Origin of the sequence: Amycolatopsis sp. BJA-103 (assembly GCF_002849735.1) — a bacterium.
Lineage (GTDB): Bacteria > Actinomycetota > Actinomycetes > Mycobacteriales > Pseudonocardiaceae > Amycolatopsis.
Genome location: NZ_CP017780.1, coordinates 1,017,989 through 1,032,607, shown reverse-complemented (window position 1 = coordinate 1,032,607; position 14,619 = coordinate 1,017,989). Strand labels below are relative to the sequence as shown.

At 69.5% G+C, this 14,619-nt stretch carries 16 protein-coding genes; 4 read left to right on the top strand and 12 right to left on the bottom strand.

Annotated features, from left to right (window positions below):
• Positions 1-19: 19 nt before the first annotated feature.
• Both BKN51_RS04775 and BKN51_RS04770 read right to left on the bottom strand, forming a co-directional pair.
• Positions 20-505 (bottom strand): polyadenylate-specific 3'-exoribonuclease AS, encoded by a 486-nt coding sequence (locus BKN51_RS04775; RefSeq protein WP_101606463.1) that lies wholly within the window; start codon positions 503-505, stop codon positions 20-22.
• Positions 506-525: 20 nt separating this feature from the next.
• A complete protein-coding gene (locus BKN51_RS04770; protein WP_101606462.1) occupies positions 526-1,287 on the bottom strand; it encodes a lysophospholipid acyltransferase family protein in 762 nt (253 codons plus the stop codon).
• Positions 1,288-1,501: 214 nt separating this feature from the next.
• On the opposite strand from BKN51_RS04770, the gene BKN51_RS04765 reads away from it, so the two are divergent.
• From BKN51_RS04765 to BKN51_RS04755, 3 genes are read left to right on the top strand one after another with little or no spacing between them, the layout of a single operon-like run.
• Positions 1,502-2,272, top strand: a complete 771-nt coding sequence (locus tag BKN51_RS04765; protein ID WP_101606461.1) for an alpha/beta hydrolase — start codon at positions 1,502-1,504, stop codon at positions 2,270-2,272.
• The gene (locus BKN51_RS04760) at positions 2,269-2,817 is read left to right on the top strand and encodes a hypothetical protein (protein WP_101606460.1); all 549 of its coding nucleotides are present in this window, start codon (positions 2,269-2,271) and stop codon (positions 2,815-2,817) included. The genes BKN51_RS04765 and BKN51_RS04760 overlap by 4 nt, the downstream gene beginning before the upstream one ends.
• A 20-nt stretch (positions 2,818-2,837) precedes the next feature.
• Positions 2,838-3,980 (top strand): glutamate--cysteine ligase, encoded by a 1,143-nt coding sequence (locus BKN51_RS04755; protein ID WP_101606459.1) that lies wholly within the window; start codon positions 2,838-2,840, stop codon positions 3,978-3,980.
• Here BKN51_RS04755 and BKN51_RS04750 read toward each other — a convergent pair.
• Genes BKN51_RS04750 through BKN51_RS04720 form a run of 7 tightly spaced genes read right to left on the bottom strand, consistent with a single transcriptional unit; the run spans position 3,977 to position 9,089 of the window.
• Positions 3,977-4,840, bottom strand: a complete 864-nt coding sequence (locus tag BKN51_RS04750) for an NUDIX domain-containing protein (RefSeq protein ID WP_101606458.1) — start codon at positions 4,838-4,840, stop codon at positions 3,977-3,979. The genes BKN51_RS04755 and BKN51_RS04750 overlap by 4 nt on opposite strands.
• Positions 4,841-4,844: 4 nt before the next feature.
• A complete protein-coding gene (locus BKN51_RS04745) occupies positions 4,845-5,804 on the bottom strand; it encodes an ROK family protein (protein WP_101606457.1) in 960 nt (319 codons plus the stop codon).
• Positions 5,805-5,820: 16 nt separating this feature from the next.
• Positions 5,821-6,243 (bottom strand): hypothetical protein, encoded by a 423-nt coding sequence (locus BKN51_RS04740; RefSeq protein WP_101606456.1) that lies wholly within the window; start codon positions 6,241-6,243, stop codon positions 5,821-5,823.
• Complete coding sequence (locus BKN51_RS04735) at positions 6,240-7,382, bottom strand: ArsA family ATPase (protein ID WP_101606455.1); 1,143 nt, start codon at positions 7,380-7,382, stop codon at positions 6,240-6,242. Before BKN51_RS04735 ends, BKN51_RS04740 begins: the two co-directional genes overlap by 4 nt.
• Positions 7,383-7,397: 15 nt before the next feature.
• On the bottom strand, positions 7,398-7,838 hold the full coding sequence (locus tag BKN51_RS04730; RefSeq protein WP_101606454.1) for an SRPBCC family protein: 441 nt from the start codon (positions 7,836-7,838) through the stop codon (positions 7,398-7,400).
• A 27-nt stretch (positions 7,839-7,865) separates the two neighbouring features.
• Complete coding sequence (locus BKN51_RS04725; RefSeq protein ID WP_101606453.1) at positions 7,866-8,654, bottom strand: metallophosphoesterase family protein; 789 nt, start codon at positions 8,652-8,654, stop codon at positions 7,866-7,868.
• A 24-nt stretch (positions 8,655-8,678) separates the two neighbouring features.
• Entirely contained in the window at positions 8,679-9,089 is a 411-nt protein-coding gene (locus BKN51_RS04720; RefSeq protein WP_233224250.1) for a polyketide cyclase / dehydrase and lipid transport, read from the bottom strand.
• Positions 9,090-9,215: 126 nt separating this feature from the next.
• On the opposite strand from BKN51_RS04720, the gene BKN51_RS04715 reads away from it, so the two are divergent.
• On the top strand, positions 9,216-11,012 hold the full coding sequence (locus BKN51_RS04715; RefSeq protein WP_101606451.1) for an AMP-dependent synthetase/ligase: 1,797 nt from the start codon (positions 9,216-9,218) through the stop codon (positions 11,010-11,012).
• 64 nt (positions 11,013-11,076) lie between these two features.
• Here the strand turns inward: BKN51_RS04715 and BKN51_RS04710 are convergent, their stop codons facing one another.
• The 3 genes from BKN51_RS04710 to BKN51_RS04700 form a co-directional block, all read right to left on the bottom strand.
• Entirely contained in the window at positions 11,077-12,177 is a 1,101-nt protein-coding gene (locus BKN51_RS04710; protein WP_101606450.1) for an FAD-dependent oxidoreductase, read from the bottom strand.
• Between the two features lie 65 nt (positions 12,178-12,242).
• Entirely contained in the window at positions 12,243-13,190 is a 948-nt protein-coding gene (locus BKN51_RS04705) for a ferritin-like domain-containing protein (RefSeq protein ID WP_101606449.1), read from the bottom strand.
• Positions 13,191-13,278: 88 nt separating this feature from the next.
• Entirely contained in the window at positions 13,279-14,523 is a 1,245-nt protein-coding gene (locus BKN51_RS04700) for an aminotransferase class I/II-fold pyridoxal phosphate-dependent enzyme (RefSeq protein WP_101606448.1), read from the bottom strand.
• Between the last annotated feature and the right edge of the window lie 96 nt (positions 14,524-14,619).

The window sequence follows — 14,619 nt, the reverse complement described above, 5'->3', positions numbered from 1 at the left end:
TCATAGCGCGCGCGACAGATCAACGCTGCCAGTAGGACTCGATGGTTCCCCACCGCTGGAAGTTGTGCCGCGCGTCCGCCAGCGCGTCGTGCTGGTCGTCCGGAGCCGCCGGGAGCTTCGGCTTGCCCGCGTCCTCCCAGCGTTGCCGCAGGTCACGCGTGAATCGCGGCAGCTGGCGCGGCAGCGCGGGCATCGGCCCCCACAGCTGCGCCAGGGCGACGTGGTCGTAGGCGGCGAACCAGGCCCACAGTTCGATCCCGCCGGGCGGCTTGCCGAAGAACTCGAGCAGGTCCGTACGGATCTTCTCGCGGCTGCGCCACGCCGGGTCGGCGGGCGACGGGAGTTTCGGGAGCACGTTGTCGCGGACCCAGGGGCCCGCTTTGCCGGGGTCGAAATCGGTCGAGACCGCGTAGAACTCGCGGCCTCTTTCGTCCACGACACCGATCGACACCAGGTCGATCGTCACGCCGTCCTCAATGAATTCGGTGTCGTAGAAAAAGCGCACCGGAGAACCCTAGTGGGCGCTCAGCCGACCTTGGTGTCCGGGATGCGGGCGACGTCCTTGGCGGACGGCTGCGCGGGCACCTTCGGCCGGATCCCCGCCTCTTCGGCGGCGAGCAGTTCCTTCGCCTTGGCGGCGTAGATGTCGACGTATTCCTGGCCGGAGAGCTCCATGAGCGCGTACATGATCTCGTCGGTGATGGACCGCTCGATGAAGCGGTCGCCGGCGAGGCCCTCGTAGCGCGAGAAGTCGAGCGGCTTGCCGAACCGGATCTCGAGGCGGCGCGGCCACCACATCTTCGAGCCGATCGGGTTCACCTTGTCGGTGCCGACCATGGCCACCGGGACCACGAGGCCGCCGGAGTCGAGCGCGATCCGCGCGACGCCGGTCTTGCCCTTGTACAGCCGGCCGTCCGGGGAGCGGGTGCCCTCGGGGTAGATGCCGAGCAGATGCCCTTCGCGGACCAGCCGGGTCGCGGTGTCGAGCGCGGCCTGCGCCGCGTTGCCGCCGGAGCGGTCGATCGGGAACTGGCCGACGCCGGTGAAGAACCACTTCTTCAGCAGGCCCTTGAGGCCCTTCTCGGTGAAGTACTCCGATTTGGCCGGGAAGGTCACCTTGCGCTTGACCCGCAGCGGCATGAAGAAGGAGTCCGCCACCGCCAGATGGTTGCCCGCGAGGATCACGCCACCGTCGTCGGGGATGTTCTCCGCACCGACCACCTTGGTGGGCCACAGCGCCTTGAGCAGTGGCCCGATAAACACGTGTTTCATGAGCCAGTACAGCACTGCGAAAACTCCTCCTTGCAGCTCAACCCCCGCGCCCGATGGTCAAGACTACGAATCGCGCACCCGCGGCACAACGAAGTCCACCCGGTTACCCGCACCCAGCGACGGATCTCACACCCGATCCGGCTCGATTCCGGCGACGGCCGGGGGCCCACAAGCCGCTCCGCTCGTGCGAACATAGTAGACCTACCCAGCTCTCACGGAAGGCGATCGCATGGCCGTCCTCGCCGGCGCGGAACCGTTCGCTCACACCGGTTCGACCGAAGCAGGTTTCCTGCTGTGCCACGGATTCACCGGCACCCCCGCGAGTATGCGGGCCTGGGGCGACCATCTGGCCGAGGCCGGGTACACGGTGCGCTGCCCGCTGCTCCCCGGTCACGGGACCAGGTGGCAGGACATGAACCGGACAGGATGGGAAGACTGGTACGGCGCGGTCCGTGAAGAACTGCTGGCACTCCTGTCGACCTGTGACTCGGTGTTCGTCGCCGGGTTGTCGATGGGTGGGACGCTGACCCTGCGGCTGGCCGAGGAGTTCGGCGACCGGATCGCCGGGATCGTGCTCGTGAACCCCTCGATCATGCGCCGCGGGCTGGACACGAAGCTGCTTCCGCTGCTGGCGAACATGGTGCCGTCGGTGAAGGCGATCGCGAACGACATCGCGAAGCCGGGCGAGACCGAATTGGCCTACCCCCGCACCCCGGTCCGCGCGGCCGCGAGCCTGGCGAAGCTGTGGGCCGTCGTACGGCCGGACCTGGCCAAGGTCACGCAGCCCGTGCTGCTGCTCCACTCGGCCGTCGACCATGTGGTGGAGCCGGAGAACTCGCGGATCATCCTCGACGGGATCGGCAGCGGGGACGTCACCGAGGTGGTGCTGGAAAACAGCTTCCACGTCGCGACCCAAGACCACGACGCAGGCCTGATCTTCACGCGTACGGTGGACTTCGCCCGGTCCGTGCGCCGGGCGGGACAGGTGGACGCCGGATGAGCAGGGGCAAGGACGGGCCGGAGGACGTCGACGCGACGTTCGCCGAGATCGTGGCCGACCTCCGCGCGGAGGGCGTCGGGCTGTTCCCCGAGGGCGAACTCGAGAAGCCCGCCGGGAAGGCCACCGAAAAGGCCGAGAAATCCGAGACGGCCGAGAAGCCTGAGAAGGCTGAAAGGTCCTCGGAGAAGACACCCCGGCCCGAGACCTCGGAGGCCGAGCCCGAACCGGGCTGGCGAGGTGGCGGCACCAGCTGGGACAAGACCCTCTTCGAGGGCGACCCCGCCGGCTCGAGCGACGACGAGGGCCACTTCGTGCCGCCCGAGCCGCCTCCCCTGCCGCGGCCGCGCAAGGGCGCGTTCATCGTCCTGCTGTTCTTCTTGCTCGGGCTCCTGCTCCTGATCGCGCCCACCCTGATCGGCATGGGCACGCGCCTCGGCACGCCGCTCGGCATCCTCGCCCTCGCGACCGCGATCGCGCTCCTCCTGCTGCGGGTCCGCCAGGGGCCGCCCCCCGGCGCGGATCCGCACAACGGCGCGCAGGTCTGAACTGCCGGACAATTCCGAACATGAAGATCGACTTCACTCCCTCGCGCCGGTCGACGGTCGGCGCGGAATGGGAACTCGCCCTCGTCGACCGGCGGACCGGTGAACTCTCGTCGGTCGCGGAACAGGTGCTCGACGCCGTCCGTCCCGACGGCGAGGAGGAGCATCCGAAGATCAAACAGGAGCTGCTGCTCAACACCATCGAGGTGATCAGCGGCATCTGCGACACGATCGCCGAGGTCAAAGCGGATCTGAACGAGTCGCTGGACGTCGTTCATTCGGTGCTCGATCCGCTGGGCGTGGAGCTGTTCTCGGCCGGTTCGCATCCGTTCTCGACGTGGTACCAGCAGAAGGTCACCGACAAGGAGCGATACGCCAAGCTCATCGACCGGACCCAGTGGTGGGGACGGCAGATGCTGATCTACGGCGTCCACGTGCACGTCGGTCTCGACCACCGCGACAAGGCCCTGCCGATCCTGGACGCGCTGCTGAACTACGCGCCGCACCTGCAAGCGCTTTCGGCGTCCTCGCCGTACTGGGGCGCGGAGGACACCGGATACGCGTCGAACCGCGCGCTGATGTTCCAGCAGTTGCCGACGGCGGGGCTGCCGTTCCAGTTCCGGAAGTGGACCGAACTGGAGAGCTACGTCGACGACATGTTCACCACGGGCGTGATCGACCACTTCTCCGAGATCCGCTGGGACATCCGGCCCGCCCCGCATTTCGGGACGATCGAGATGCGCGTGTGCGACGGGCTGCCCACGCTGGAGGAGGTCGGCGCGATCTCGGCGCTGACCCAATGCCTGGTCGACGACTTCAGCGCGCGCCTGGACGACGGCGAGATCCTGCCGACCCTGCCGCCGTGGCACGTCCAGGAGAACAAGTGGCGCGCGGCGCGCTACGGCGTCGACGCGATCGTCATCCTCGACGCCGCGGGCAACGAGCGGCCCGTCACCGAAGACACCTTCGACCTGTTGAACCGGCTCGAACCGGTGGCCCGGCGCCTGGACTGCGCCGACGAGCTGCGGTCGGTGGAGACGATCCTGCGCTACGGGCCCAGCTACCTGCGTCAGCGCGCGGTGGCGAAGCAGTACAACGGCAGCCTGCGCGCCGTCGTCGCCTCGCTCATCGCGGAGATGCGGGACGGAAAGATCGCGCGTCCCTAGCCGAGGTGCACCAAGAGGGTGCCGGGGCCGAGGGTGGAGGCGCCCAGGGCCTCGACGCGGGAACGCAGTTCCCGATCGGCGGTCACGACGACGACGTGGTCTTCCGGTCCTTCGGCGCGAGCGGACCGGGCGACGGCGACGATCTGGGAGTCCCCGTCCGTCTCGGCGTCGACGACCTCGACACCGGGCACCGCTTCGACTCCCCGTGCCTTGCCCTCGACGACCAGCACGACCTTCGGCCACCAGGACCACTCGCCGCCGCCGGGGAGCGCCGGATCGGCGAACCCGGTCCCGGCCAGGGTCGCGAGCTTGTCGCGCAACCGTTCCGCGGCACCGCGCCGGTCGCGCCACCAGCCGTCCGGCCGGGATCCGACGACGTTCGCGCCGTCGACCACCAGCACCAGCCTGCGATCCAAGTGTTCCCTCAATCCCGGCCACGCCGTCGCGAAGTCCCGGTGCAGGCGGAAGTCCGCGACCTCGCCCGCGCGGACCCACCGCAGTTCCGCGCTCTCCGCGTTCTTCACCCTGGCCGAAAGCGTGCCGATCGGCGCGGCCAGGATCGTGGTGTAGCGCCAATTCCCGTGGTCGACGAGCGAAGCCGCCAGCGGACGGACCCGGGCGGGCGGGATGTCGGCCTCTTCGTGCGCCTCACGGGTGGCGGCCTCACGCGGGCTCTCCCCCGCCTCGACCGCTCCCCCTGGCAACGCCCACGTGCGCCCGTGATGCACCCACCAGGCCCGGCGTTGCAGCAGCACACCGCGCGCGGGATCGGACAGCAGTAACCCGGCGGCGCCGTTCAGGCCCCAGTGAAGATGCCCGAAGTCGCACTTCACGAAGCCGTTGCCGTCTTGACGGGTCACGGCTTCAGCCTGTCACACCGACCTCGGCGCCGGGAGCCTTCGCCGCGTCGACGGCGAGGGCCGCGGCGCCGACGATGGCGGTGTCGTCCCCGTGCTGGGCCGCGCGGATCCGGGCCAGCGGCCGGTGCCCGGCGCCGGTGATCTTGCCCGCGTAGTGCTCGCGCGCCTCGTCGAGGAACAGCGGCGCCGATTCGGACACCCCGCCGCCGATCACGATGATCTCGGGATCGAAGACGTCGGCGACCAGCGCCAGTCCCTCGGCCAGCCACTTCGCCAGTTCGGTCATCGCGCGCTGGGCGATCGGGTCGCCGTCGCGGGCGGCACCGGCGACCCGCCGCCCGGTGACCGAGCCGGGGTCTCCCCTGGTCTCGCGCGCCAGCACGGTCGAGCGCCCCGGGTGCCGCGCGAGCAGTTCCACCGCCGTCGCGGCCAAGGCCGTCCCGCTGCAGTACCGCTCCCAGCAGCCGTACTTCCCGCACGGGCAGGCCCGCCCGCCGGGGACGACGGTCAGGTGCCCGAGTTCCGGCGCGACACCGTACGCGCCCCGGTAGATCTTGCCGTCGAGCAGCAGGCCCGCGCCGATCCCGGTACCGAGCGCGATCAGCGCGGCGACATGGGCTCCTCGCGCGGCGCCGAAGCGGTACTCGCCGATCGCGGCGGCGTTCACGTCGTGCTCGAGGGTGACGGGAAGGCCGACGCGCTTCTCGATCCGCTCCGCGACCGGCGCGGCCCGCCAGGACAGATGCGGCGCGAACATCACCGTCCGCCGGTCGTTGGCGACGAACCCGGCGACCGCGAGCCCGACACCGGAGACGTCGTGCCGGTTGCGCAGGTCTTCGATGACCCCCGCGATGGCGTCTTCGAGCGCGTTCTCCTCGCCGGGGGTACCCACCCTGGCGGTGTCCATCAGCGAGCCGTGCTCGTCCACCACGCCGGCGCGCACACTCGTGCCCCCGACGTCCACCCCTACCGTCAGCAACTCAGTTCTCCCGGTCCGGCTGCCAAGCGTCGCGCCTGGTCACCGTGATGTGCTGGACCCGCGAAGCTCCCACCGGCGCATCTTCCCGCGCGGGCTCCTTCCGCGCAGGCTGGAACCCCGGCATGTGGACCCCGCCCTCGGGCTCCCAGCGGTCCGCGAGCACCGCCCGCAGCAACGCGACGAGCTGCGCGGCCTGTTCCATCAGGTGTGCCACGAACTCGGGCCGCTCACCGCGGAAGATCCCGACGACCGCGCAGAGCGGGCACCAGCCGCCGTCGGTCTCGTGTTCCGAGCAGCCGTGCCCGGCGGAGATCAGGCCCTCCAGCCACGGCGCGGCGTGCTCGACGACCAGTTCGACCAGCAGCCGGATCTCTTCGGCCAGTTTCAGGCCGTCGGTCCGTGTTTGTCCGTCGTTCTCGCTCACCCGGGTCCCCGGTTCCCGGCCAGGCTCACGACCAGGCCGTGCGCGTCGGATTCCGCACCGGTGATCCGGCACGGGCGCAACATCTCCGGCAGCGCGATCAGCCGCCGGAAACCGTCCACGGTGACGGCGAGATCATCGTCCACTCTGGCCAGGTCCACTTCGGATTCCCGGTGCAACGGCACGGCGATCCGCAGCCGGTAGCCACCGTCCGATTCGGACACCTGCAGGAGCGGGGTGACACCCTTTTCGTTTCCGGCCAAGGGGTCCAGGCCTTGATACAGCTCGTACGCGATTTCCTGCAGCGCCTCGAGCCCCACCGGCTCGACGGCGCGGTGCTCGACGGGCTTCACCTGTCCGGGTCCGAAGCCGGCGTCGGCGAGTTCGGCGAGGACGGCGTTCTGCTGCGTTCGCCGCGTCCGCATCCACGAGGCCGCGGCACCGCGCCAGAACCCGGGCGCGGGCATCAGCCGGTTGACGATCAGGCCGTCGACCAGGATCCCGCGCAGGGCCAGGGAACTGAGCGTGCGGCGGGCCTCCGCGACGACGACGCGTTCCGGTGTCAGCACGAGCCGCACGGTGGTCGTGGCCGGATCGGTGAGCAGGGTGCGCAGCGACTCCAGGTGCGCGCCGAGGCGCCGTACCGCGGTCGCCGTCCGCCGCGCGCCCGGTTTGAACATCCTCGTCAGATAACCCGAGACGGCCTCGGGCAAAGCCAGCAGGCGCAGTGTTTCCGCGGTCGGCCCGCAGTCGACGACGACCGTCTCCCAGGGACCGTGCTCGGCGAGACGCTGGACCTCGGTGAGGGCGAGGAGTTCGTCGACACCGGGAACGACAGTGAGCTCTTCAGCGTCGAGCGAGTCGAGACCCGCCCCCGCGAGCGCCGTCTGCAGTTCCTGCCGGAGTTCGCGCCAGGTGCTGTCGACGAGACCGCGGGTGTCGATCTGGGCGGCGTGTAAAAGCTCGTCCACTTCGGACGGTTCCGCGCCGAGCGCGCGGCCGAAGGCGTCAGCGAGGGAGTGCGCGGGGTCGGTCGAGACGACGAGCGTCTTCCTGCCCCGCCCGGCGAGTGCCGCCGCCGTGGCCGCGGCCAGCGTGGTCTTGCCGACACCCCCCTTGCCGGTGAAAAGCAGGATCCGCATGCCTACCCTTCGAACTCAGGATGCTTCGGCGCGCTTCTTGAGCTCCTTGAGCGCGGTGTCCATGACCATCTTCTCGGCCTTGCGGCGCAGCAGCCCGATCATCGGCAGCGCCAGCTCGACGGACAGCGTATACGTCACCTTGGTGCGGCCGGCGCCCAGCGCTTCGAGCGCGTAGCGGCCGTTCTGGGCCTTCTGCATCTGCCCCTTGACCAGGTGCCAGCTGACGCCCTGGCCGTCAGCGTCCCAGTCGTACTCGAGGGTGTAGACGTCCTTGATCGGTCCGGCGTCGAGGGTGAGTTTCACCTGCTTGGCGCGGCCCTTGTCGTCCTCGCCGAGCACCTCGGTCTCCCGGACGGCCTTGGCCCATTCCGGGTACGCGGGAAAGTCGGCGATGACGGCCATGACCCGCTCGGGCTCGGCGTCGACCTCGATGGATTGCGTGGACTGCTCGGCCATGCCCCGAACTCTAGCCGCAGCCGAGGGTCACCAGCGCAGCACGTACGGCTGTGCCGTCTCTTTGAAGTGACCGACGTTACGGCATTCGGTCCTGCCGAGCCTCGTCCGCGAGGCCAGCGGCTGGTGGACGTGCCCGAACACCGACCAGCGCGGCCGCTGCTCGCGGATGAGGTCCACCAGGGCCGCCGACCCGATCTCGGACCGCCGCGCGATCACGTCGTAGGTCAGTTCCGGGATGGCGGGCGGGATGTGGGTGCACAGGACGTCGACGTTCTCGAGCGCGCCGACCGCGGTGTCGTACTCCTCGCGGGTGCGCAGATACGGCCGCCAGAAGCCGTTGCGGCGCGGGACCACGTTCGGCGGGAGCAGCGCGCCGCCGATGAACCCGAAGCGCAGCCCGCCGAACTCGGCGACCTCGCCGTCGAGGACCTGGATGCCGTCGCCGGCGAACTCGGGCCACAGTGACGGGTCGTCGACGTTGCCGGGGGTCGCGTACGTCGGCGCGGTGAGGGCGCCGAACAGAACGGCGTACTGATCGAGGATCGCTTCGCCGACGGCGGCCGCCGGATCGGCCAAAGTGGCCCACAAGGATCGCGAGAAGGCAACGGTCTCATCACGAGTGCCCTCACGCCGCAGCCGCGCGAACTCGCCGACCTTCTCGGCGCCGAACAGGGCGCCCATGATCCCTTTGTCGTGCTCGCGGTAGTCGACGAAGTCCAGCAGGTCGCCCAGCACGATCAGCGCGTCGGCGCCGTCCCCCGCGCGTTTGAGCGCGTCGGCGTTGCCGTGCACGTCCGACACCACGTGAACCCGCATGCTCTCCCCTGTGTTCGCCCGTGCCTAGTCGGCGCGTGGCCCTACTCCAGGCTCGCGCCCGTCCTCCAGGACTTCCTTGAGCCCGAGCGCGATCGCCTTGGCGGCACGGGCCCTGCGATCGAACTCCCGCCGCAGGTCCCGGGGTTCCAGCGCGCGCGGCTCCCCGTCCGGACCGGCGGGAGTGGCACGCAGGAAGTAGTGCAGCAAAGTGCCGTCGAGCACCGGCTCGAGCCAGACTTCCATGGTACCGATCAAGGCACCGCGCACCGTCCAGCGCAATCCTTCGTCCCCGCGGTCGGTGTAGACCTCGAGAACGAGGTCCGGCCAGTAACGTGACCAAGATCGCGGATCGGCGAAGGCGGCGGCGACGGTGGAGGGCGGGACCACGAGAAAGGTCTCGTCAACGATGTCGAGAGCTGGCGGCGCCTGGTTCACACGCGGCAGAATGTCATGCCCTCGGTATGGCCGATTCGTCAGCATGGTCTTAAGGTGCACGGCACGCTAAGTTGACTGGCGGGTAACACCGGTCACACCACTTGCACGCGAACACGGAGGTTCCTCGTGCGCGAATACAGCGCCCCCGCCGCCAATCCGGTGACCGACGACGAGAACCTCGCGGACGTCGTCTGGGCGAACGCCGAGCGGTTCTCCGATGTCGTGAGTTTCCGCCGCCAGGTCGACGGAACCTGGTTGGACGTCACCGCCAAGGACTTCGCCGCCCAGGTTCTCGCCGTGGCCAAGGGAATGGCACAGGCGGGTATCGCACCGGGCGACCGGATCGGGCTCATGTCCAAGACCCGCTACGAATGGACCCTGATCGACTTCGCGATCTGGGCCGCCGGCGCGGTCACCGTCCCGATCTACGACACCTCTTCGGCCGAGCAGGTCCACTGGATCCTTTCGGACTCGGCGGCGAAGGGCGTGTTCGTCGAGACCGACGAACACCTCGCGACGCTGGAATCCGTCAAGGGGCGCCTCGACACGCTGGAGCACACCTGGCAGATCGAGGCCGCCAAGCCGGCCGTCGACGACCTCACCGCCCAGGGCGCCGAGCTGAGCGACGACGACCTGCACGAGCGCCGCCGCACGGTGAAGGCGGGCGATCTGGCCACGATCGTGTACACGTCGGGCACCACCGGCCGCCCCAAGGGCGTCGAGCTGACCCACCGGAACCTCCTGGCCGAGATCCGCGCCGACATCGCCGCGTTCCCGCAGCTGATGGAGCAGGGCAACTCGCTGCTGGTGTTCCTGCCGCTCGCGCACGTCCTGGCCCGCGCCATCGCGGTGACGGCGCTCAGCGCGCGCGTGACCCTCGGGCACACCTCGGACGTCAAGAACCTCGTCGCCGACCTCGGCACCTTCCGGCCGACGTTCGTCGTCGCGGTGCCGCGCGTGTTCGAAAAGGTCTACAACGGCGCGAAGCAGAAGGCCCACGGTGACGGCAAGGGCAAGATCTTCGACGCCGCCGAAGCCACCGCTGTCGCCTACAGCCAGGCTCAGGACACCGGCGGCGCCGGGCTGGGCCTCAAGGTCAAGCACGCGCTGTTCGACAAGCTCGTCTTCAGCAAGCTGCGCGCGGCGCTGGGCGGCCGGTGCGTCGCCGCGGTGTCCGGCGGTGCCCCGCTCGGCGTGCGGCTGGCGCACTTCTTCCGCGGCATCGGCGTCCCGGTGTTCGAAGGCTACGGCCTGACCGAGACCTCCGCCGCGGCCTGCGTCGGCACCCAGGACGGGTTCCGCGTCGGCACCGTGGGACGGCCGGTCGCCGGGACCTCGGTGCGGATCGCCGACGACGGCGAGATCCTGCTCAAGGGCGACGTCGTGTTCAGCGGCTACTTCAACAACGCCGAAGCGACCGCGGAAGCGCTGGAGGACGGCTGGTTCCACACCGGCGACATCGGCGAACTGGACCGCGACGGATTCCTCAAGATCACCGGGCGCAAGAAGGAGATCATCGTGACGGCGGGCGGCAAGAACGTCGCCCCGTCCGGCCTCGAGGACACCATCAAGTCCAGCCCGCTGATCAGCCAGGCGATGGTGGTCGGCGACCAGCGGCCGTTCATCGGCGCGCTGATCACCATCGACGAGGAGTACTTCCCGTCGTGGAAGTCGCAGCACGGCAAGCCTTCCGACGCCACGGTGTCGGATCTGGCCGGTGACGCCGAACTGCGCGCCGAGGTCCAGCAGGCCGTCGATCAGGCCAACAGCGCGGTTTCGCAGGCCGAGGCGATCAAGAAGTTCACGATCCTCTCGAAGGACTTCACCGAGGCCGGTGGCGAGATCACGCCGAGCCTGAAGCTGAAGCGCAACATCGTGAACAAGAACTACGCGACCGACATCGAAGCGCTGTACAAGAAGTAGGCCAGCTGACTCGTGAGTGGTAAGGACGGTTCCAACCGTCCTTACCACTCACGAGGTCGGTCGCTCACTCGGCCGGGATCTTCGCGTCCCACTCGATGTGGTGCTGATAGAGCCAGTTCCGGTCCCGGTCGGGCGTCGTCCCCGACGACACCGCCGCGCTACCCGCCACCAGCTTCTCCACCCGCGCCCGCCGCAGCCGCTCGTAAGCGGCGAAAGCCGTTGGCACGTCAGGAAGATCCCGCAAGCACTGCGCCAGCACGACACTGTCCTCTAGCGCCATCGACGCGCCCTGCCCCGCGGCGGGCGAGGCCGCGTGCGCCGCGTCCCCCACGAGCACCATCGACGCGTTGGACCACACCGGCGTCGAAGGCACGTCGTAAGAGTGACCGCCGAAGACGTCGTCCCCCGTCGACTGGATGATTTCCGCGGCGGGCAACGGTTCCCCGTCGAAAGCGGCGAAGGCCGTCGAGCGCCATTCAGCGGCCGACAGACCGGTCCGCACTCCTTCGGCCGTGGGAAGCCGGGCGAACCAGTACGTCGAGCCGTCGGGAGCACTGGTGTAGCCGAAGAAAGCGTGCAGGCTCTGGATCATCCGATAGAGCGACGGCGCCTGCGGGACACTCGTATCGGTCGTGTAGCCGTAGACGACGTCGAGGCCGGTCGAGCGCGGTGGCGGGCACGACGGGTCGATGAGGTTCCGGACGACCGACCGCAGGCCGTCGGCGCCGATCAGGATGTCGCCCTCGGCCGCGGTCCCGTCCTCGAAGCGAGCGACACCCGGCGTGGCCGAAACAAGCCTCTTCCCGCGCTCGAACGTGATCCCGCGCGAGATGGCTTCCTCTTGCAGCGCCCGGTAGAGCGCCGCGCGGGTCAGCGTCCGGGGTCCGGCGAGACCGTCGACGTCGAAGGAACGCCGCTCGACGGTCCGCCCGTCCGGCGTGACGAGTTCCAGACCGGCCGCGGCGAAGGAGTTCTCGATCACCGGCCCGTCGGCACCGATCGCGCGCAGGGCGTCCATGCCGTTGTGCATGAGCGTCAGGAACGCGCCCGCGTCCTCGCCGCCGGACTGGAACGCCTCGTGGACGCTCGCGTCGATTCCGGCCCGCCGCAACGCCATCGCGGTCACCGTGCCGGAGATACCGCCACCGATGATCACAGCCTTCACCGCAAACCCCCTCCTCGTGTCGCCGTCACCCGACGGTACCGGGAAACGGCGACACGACAGAGGGGTCACGCGCCGCCGCTGGCCACGATGTCGCCGTTCACTCCCTTGGGGAAGAACCCGCCCTCCTTCACCGGGCCCGGGTTCAGGTAGACGACGTTCAGCACCCTGTCGGCGCTCCGGCCGAAGCAGATGCCGTTGTTGTCCGCGGGCACGATGTTGGCCTGGTTGCCGAGCACGATGCCCTGGTCGGCGTCACCGGGACCGTCGAGGGCGTCGCGGGCGTTGGAGATCTTGGCCGCCGCGTCGCCGAGGTCCCGGTCGAACAGCGACGTCCGGATGGTGGCGGCGTGGTATGCCTCGGCGGCCAGGATGCCGGCGGCCGCGTCCAGGAAGGTCTTGTTGGTGATCAGCGGGGCGGCGCCCTTGTACGCCGTCACGCCGACGTCCTCGAACAGGAACGCCGCGAGCAGGAAGTTCTTCTCGTTGGCGAACGGGTCGAACTGCTGGTACTCGCTGATCAGCCCGGCCGCCCGCGCCGCGGCGGTGAAGCTGTCCTTGAGGTCGATCTCCGGCCGGGAGACGGCGGCCTCGCCCAGGGCGCCGCGCAGGAACTTGACGTGCGCGACCTCGTCGCCCGCGATCTCCTTCGCGAACTGGTGCAGCGCCTTGTCGTGGAACATCACCTTCTTGCCGCCGCGCACCCCGCCCTGGGTGCCGACGCCGCCGGTGATGTCGTCCGGCAGTCCTTTGCCGTAGACGGCGAAGGAGTAGAACTCGGCTTCGAGGTACTCGAGGTTGAGCGCGAAGTTGAGCACGGCCGCGTCGCTGGGGGCGCCCGCGGCGGCAGCGGCGTCACCCGTGGCCGAAGCGGACGACGTGGCCTGTACCCCGAGGTAGGTCGCGCCGACGACACCGAGCCCCGCCGCGCCTGCGGCCTTCAAGAACCGGCGGCGATCCGTGCGGTTCTCGGCGCTGCGCGAAATCAGGGTACGAACGAAGGGCTTTCCGAACACGAGTGGTTCCTCTCGTCTTTGCGGTGCACACCCACCCACTCGGACGTTCGGAACCACCCGTGACCCGGATTGGAAAAGATCTCGGAATTTATTTCTTCGTAGCCGCGGCAAGGCGAACGCAGACCGCGAGACCGCGGATCGCCTCTTCGACTTCGGCCAGCTCAGGGTACGTCGGGGCGATGCGGATGACGGCGTCTTCGGGGTCGTCGCCGTACGGGTGCGTCGCACCGGCCGGGGTCAGGGCGATGCCCGCCTCCTTGGCCAGCCGCACGACCTCCTTGGCGGTCCCGGACGGCACGGTCAGCGAGATGAAGTACCCGCCGGTCGGCTTGGTCCAGGACGCGAGGCCCGATTCGCCCAGCTCCTTGGTGAGGATCTCGTCGACGGCCGCGAACTTCGGCCCGATGAGCCCGGCGTGCTTGCGCATGTGCTCGCGGACGCCGTCCTCGTCACGCAGGAACTGCGCGTGCCGGAGCTGGTTGACCTTGTCCGGGCCGATGGTCCGCTTGCCGATGAGGCCGGTCCACCAGGCCAGGTTGGCCTCGGAGGCGCCGAAGAAGCCGACGCCGCCACCGGCGTAGGTCACCTTCGAGGTGGAACCGAAGACGAACACGCGGTCGGCGTTGCCCGCTTCCGCGGCCAGCGCGAACAGGTCCGCCAGCGGCACCTCGACGTCGGTGAGGTGGTGCACGGCGTAGGCGTTGTCCCAGAAGATCCGGAAGTCCGGGGCGGCCGTGGTCATCGCGGCCAGCCGGCGCACGGTGTCGTCGCTGTAGGTGACGCCGGTCGGGTTGCTGTACTTCGGCACGCACCAGATGCCCTTGACCGCGGCGTCCTCGGCGACGAGGCGCTCGACGACGTCCATGTCCGGGCCGGTCTCGGTGAGCGGCACCTGGACCAGCTCGATGCCGAAGCGCTCGGCCAGCGCGAAGTGGCGGTCGTAACCCGGGACCGGGCACAGGAACTTGACGCTCGCCTCGTCGGCCCAGCGGCGCTCGGCGCCCGGGAGCTTGCTGAGGAAGGCCTGCACGATCGAGTCGTGCATGAGCTCCAGGCTGGAGTTGCCCGCGGCCAGCAGCTGCTCGGCCGGGACCTGCAGCGGCCCGGCGAAGATGCGGCGAAGCTCGGGCAGGCCCTTGAGGCCGCCGTAGTTGCGGACGTCCGTGCCGTCCTCGGCCTTGCGCACATCTCCGGGGAGGGCGAGCAGTCCGTCGGCGAGGTCCAGCTGGCGGGGGGACGGCTTGCCGCGGGTGATGTCCAGGGAGAGGCCACGGTCGACGAGGGCCGCGTAGTCGCGGCGGGCGCTCTCGACATCGACAGGTGCAGTGGTCATGCCTAACGCTAAACCCGGCGGCGTCCGGCGTGAGACGAGGGTCGCCCAACGACGGCCCGCACAAGATCCGATAACGGTTCCGGCGCGTTTTCCGAT

Bases quoted from the DNA above. Each gene is read 5' to 3' on its own strand.
- BKN51_RS04700 (WP_101606448.1), bottom strand. From the start codon at position 14,523: ATGACCACTGCACCTGTCGATGTCGAGAGCGCCCGCCGCGACTACGCG.
- BKN51_RS04735 (WP_101606455.1), bottom strand. From the start codon at position 7,382: ATGCGGATCCTGCTTTTCACCGGCAAGGGGGGTGTCGGCAAGACCACG.
- BKN51_RS04755 (WP_101606459.1), top strand. From the start codon at position 2,838: ATGAAGATCGACTTCACTCCCTCGCGCCGGTCGACGGTCGGCGCGGAA.
- BKN51_RS04760 (WP_101606460.1), top strand. From the start codon at position 2,269: ATGAGCAGGGGCAAGGACGGGCCGGAGGACGTCGACGCGACGTTCGCC.
- BKN51_RS04730 (WP_101606454.1), bottom strand. From the start codon at position 7,838: ATGGCCGAGCAGTCCACGCAATCCATCGAGGTCGACGCCGAGCCCGAG.
- BKN51_RS04765 (WP_101606461.1), top strand. From the start codon at position 1,502: ATGGCCGTCCTCGCCGGCGCGGAACCGTTCGCTCACACCGGTTCGACC.
- BKN51_RS04725 (WP_101606453.1), bottom strand. From the start codon at position 8,654: ATGCGGGTTCACGTGGTGTCGGACGTGCACGGCAACGCCGACGCGCTC.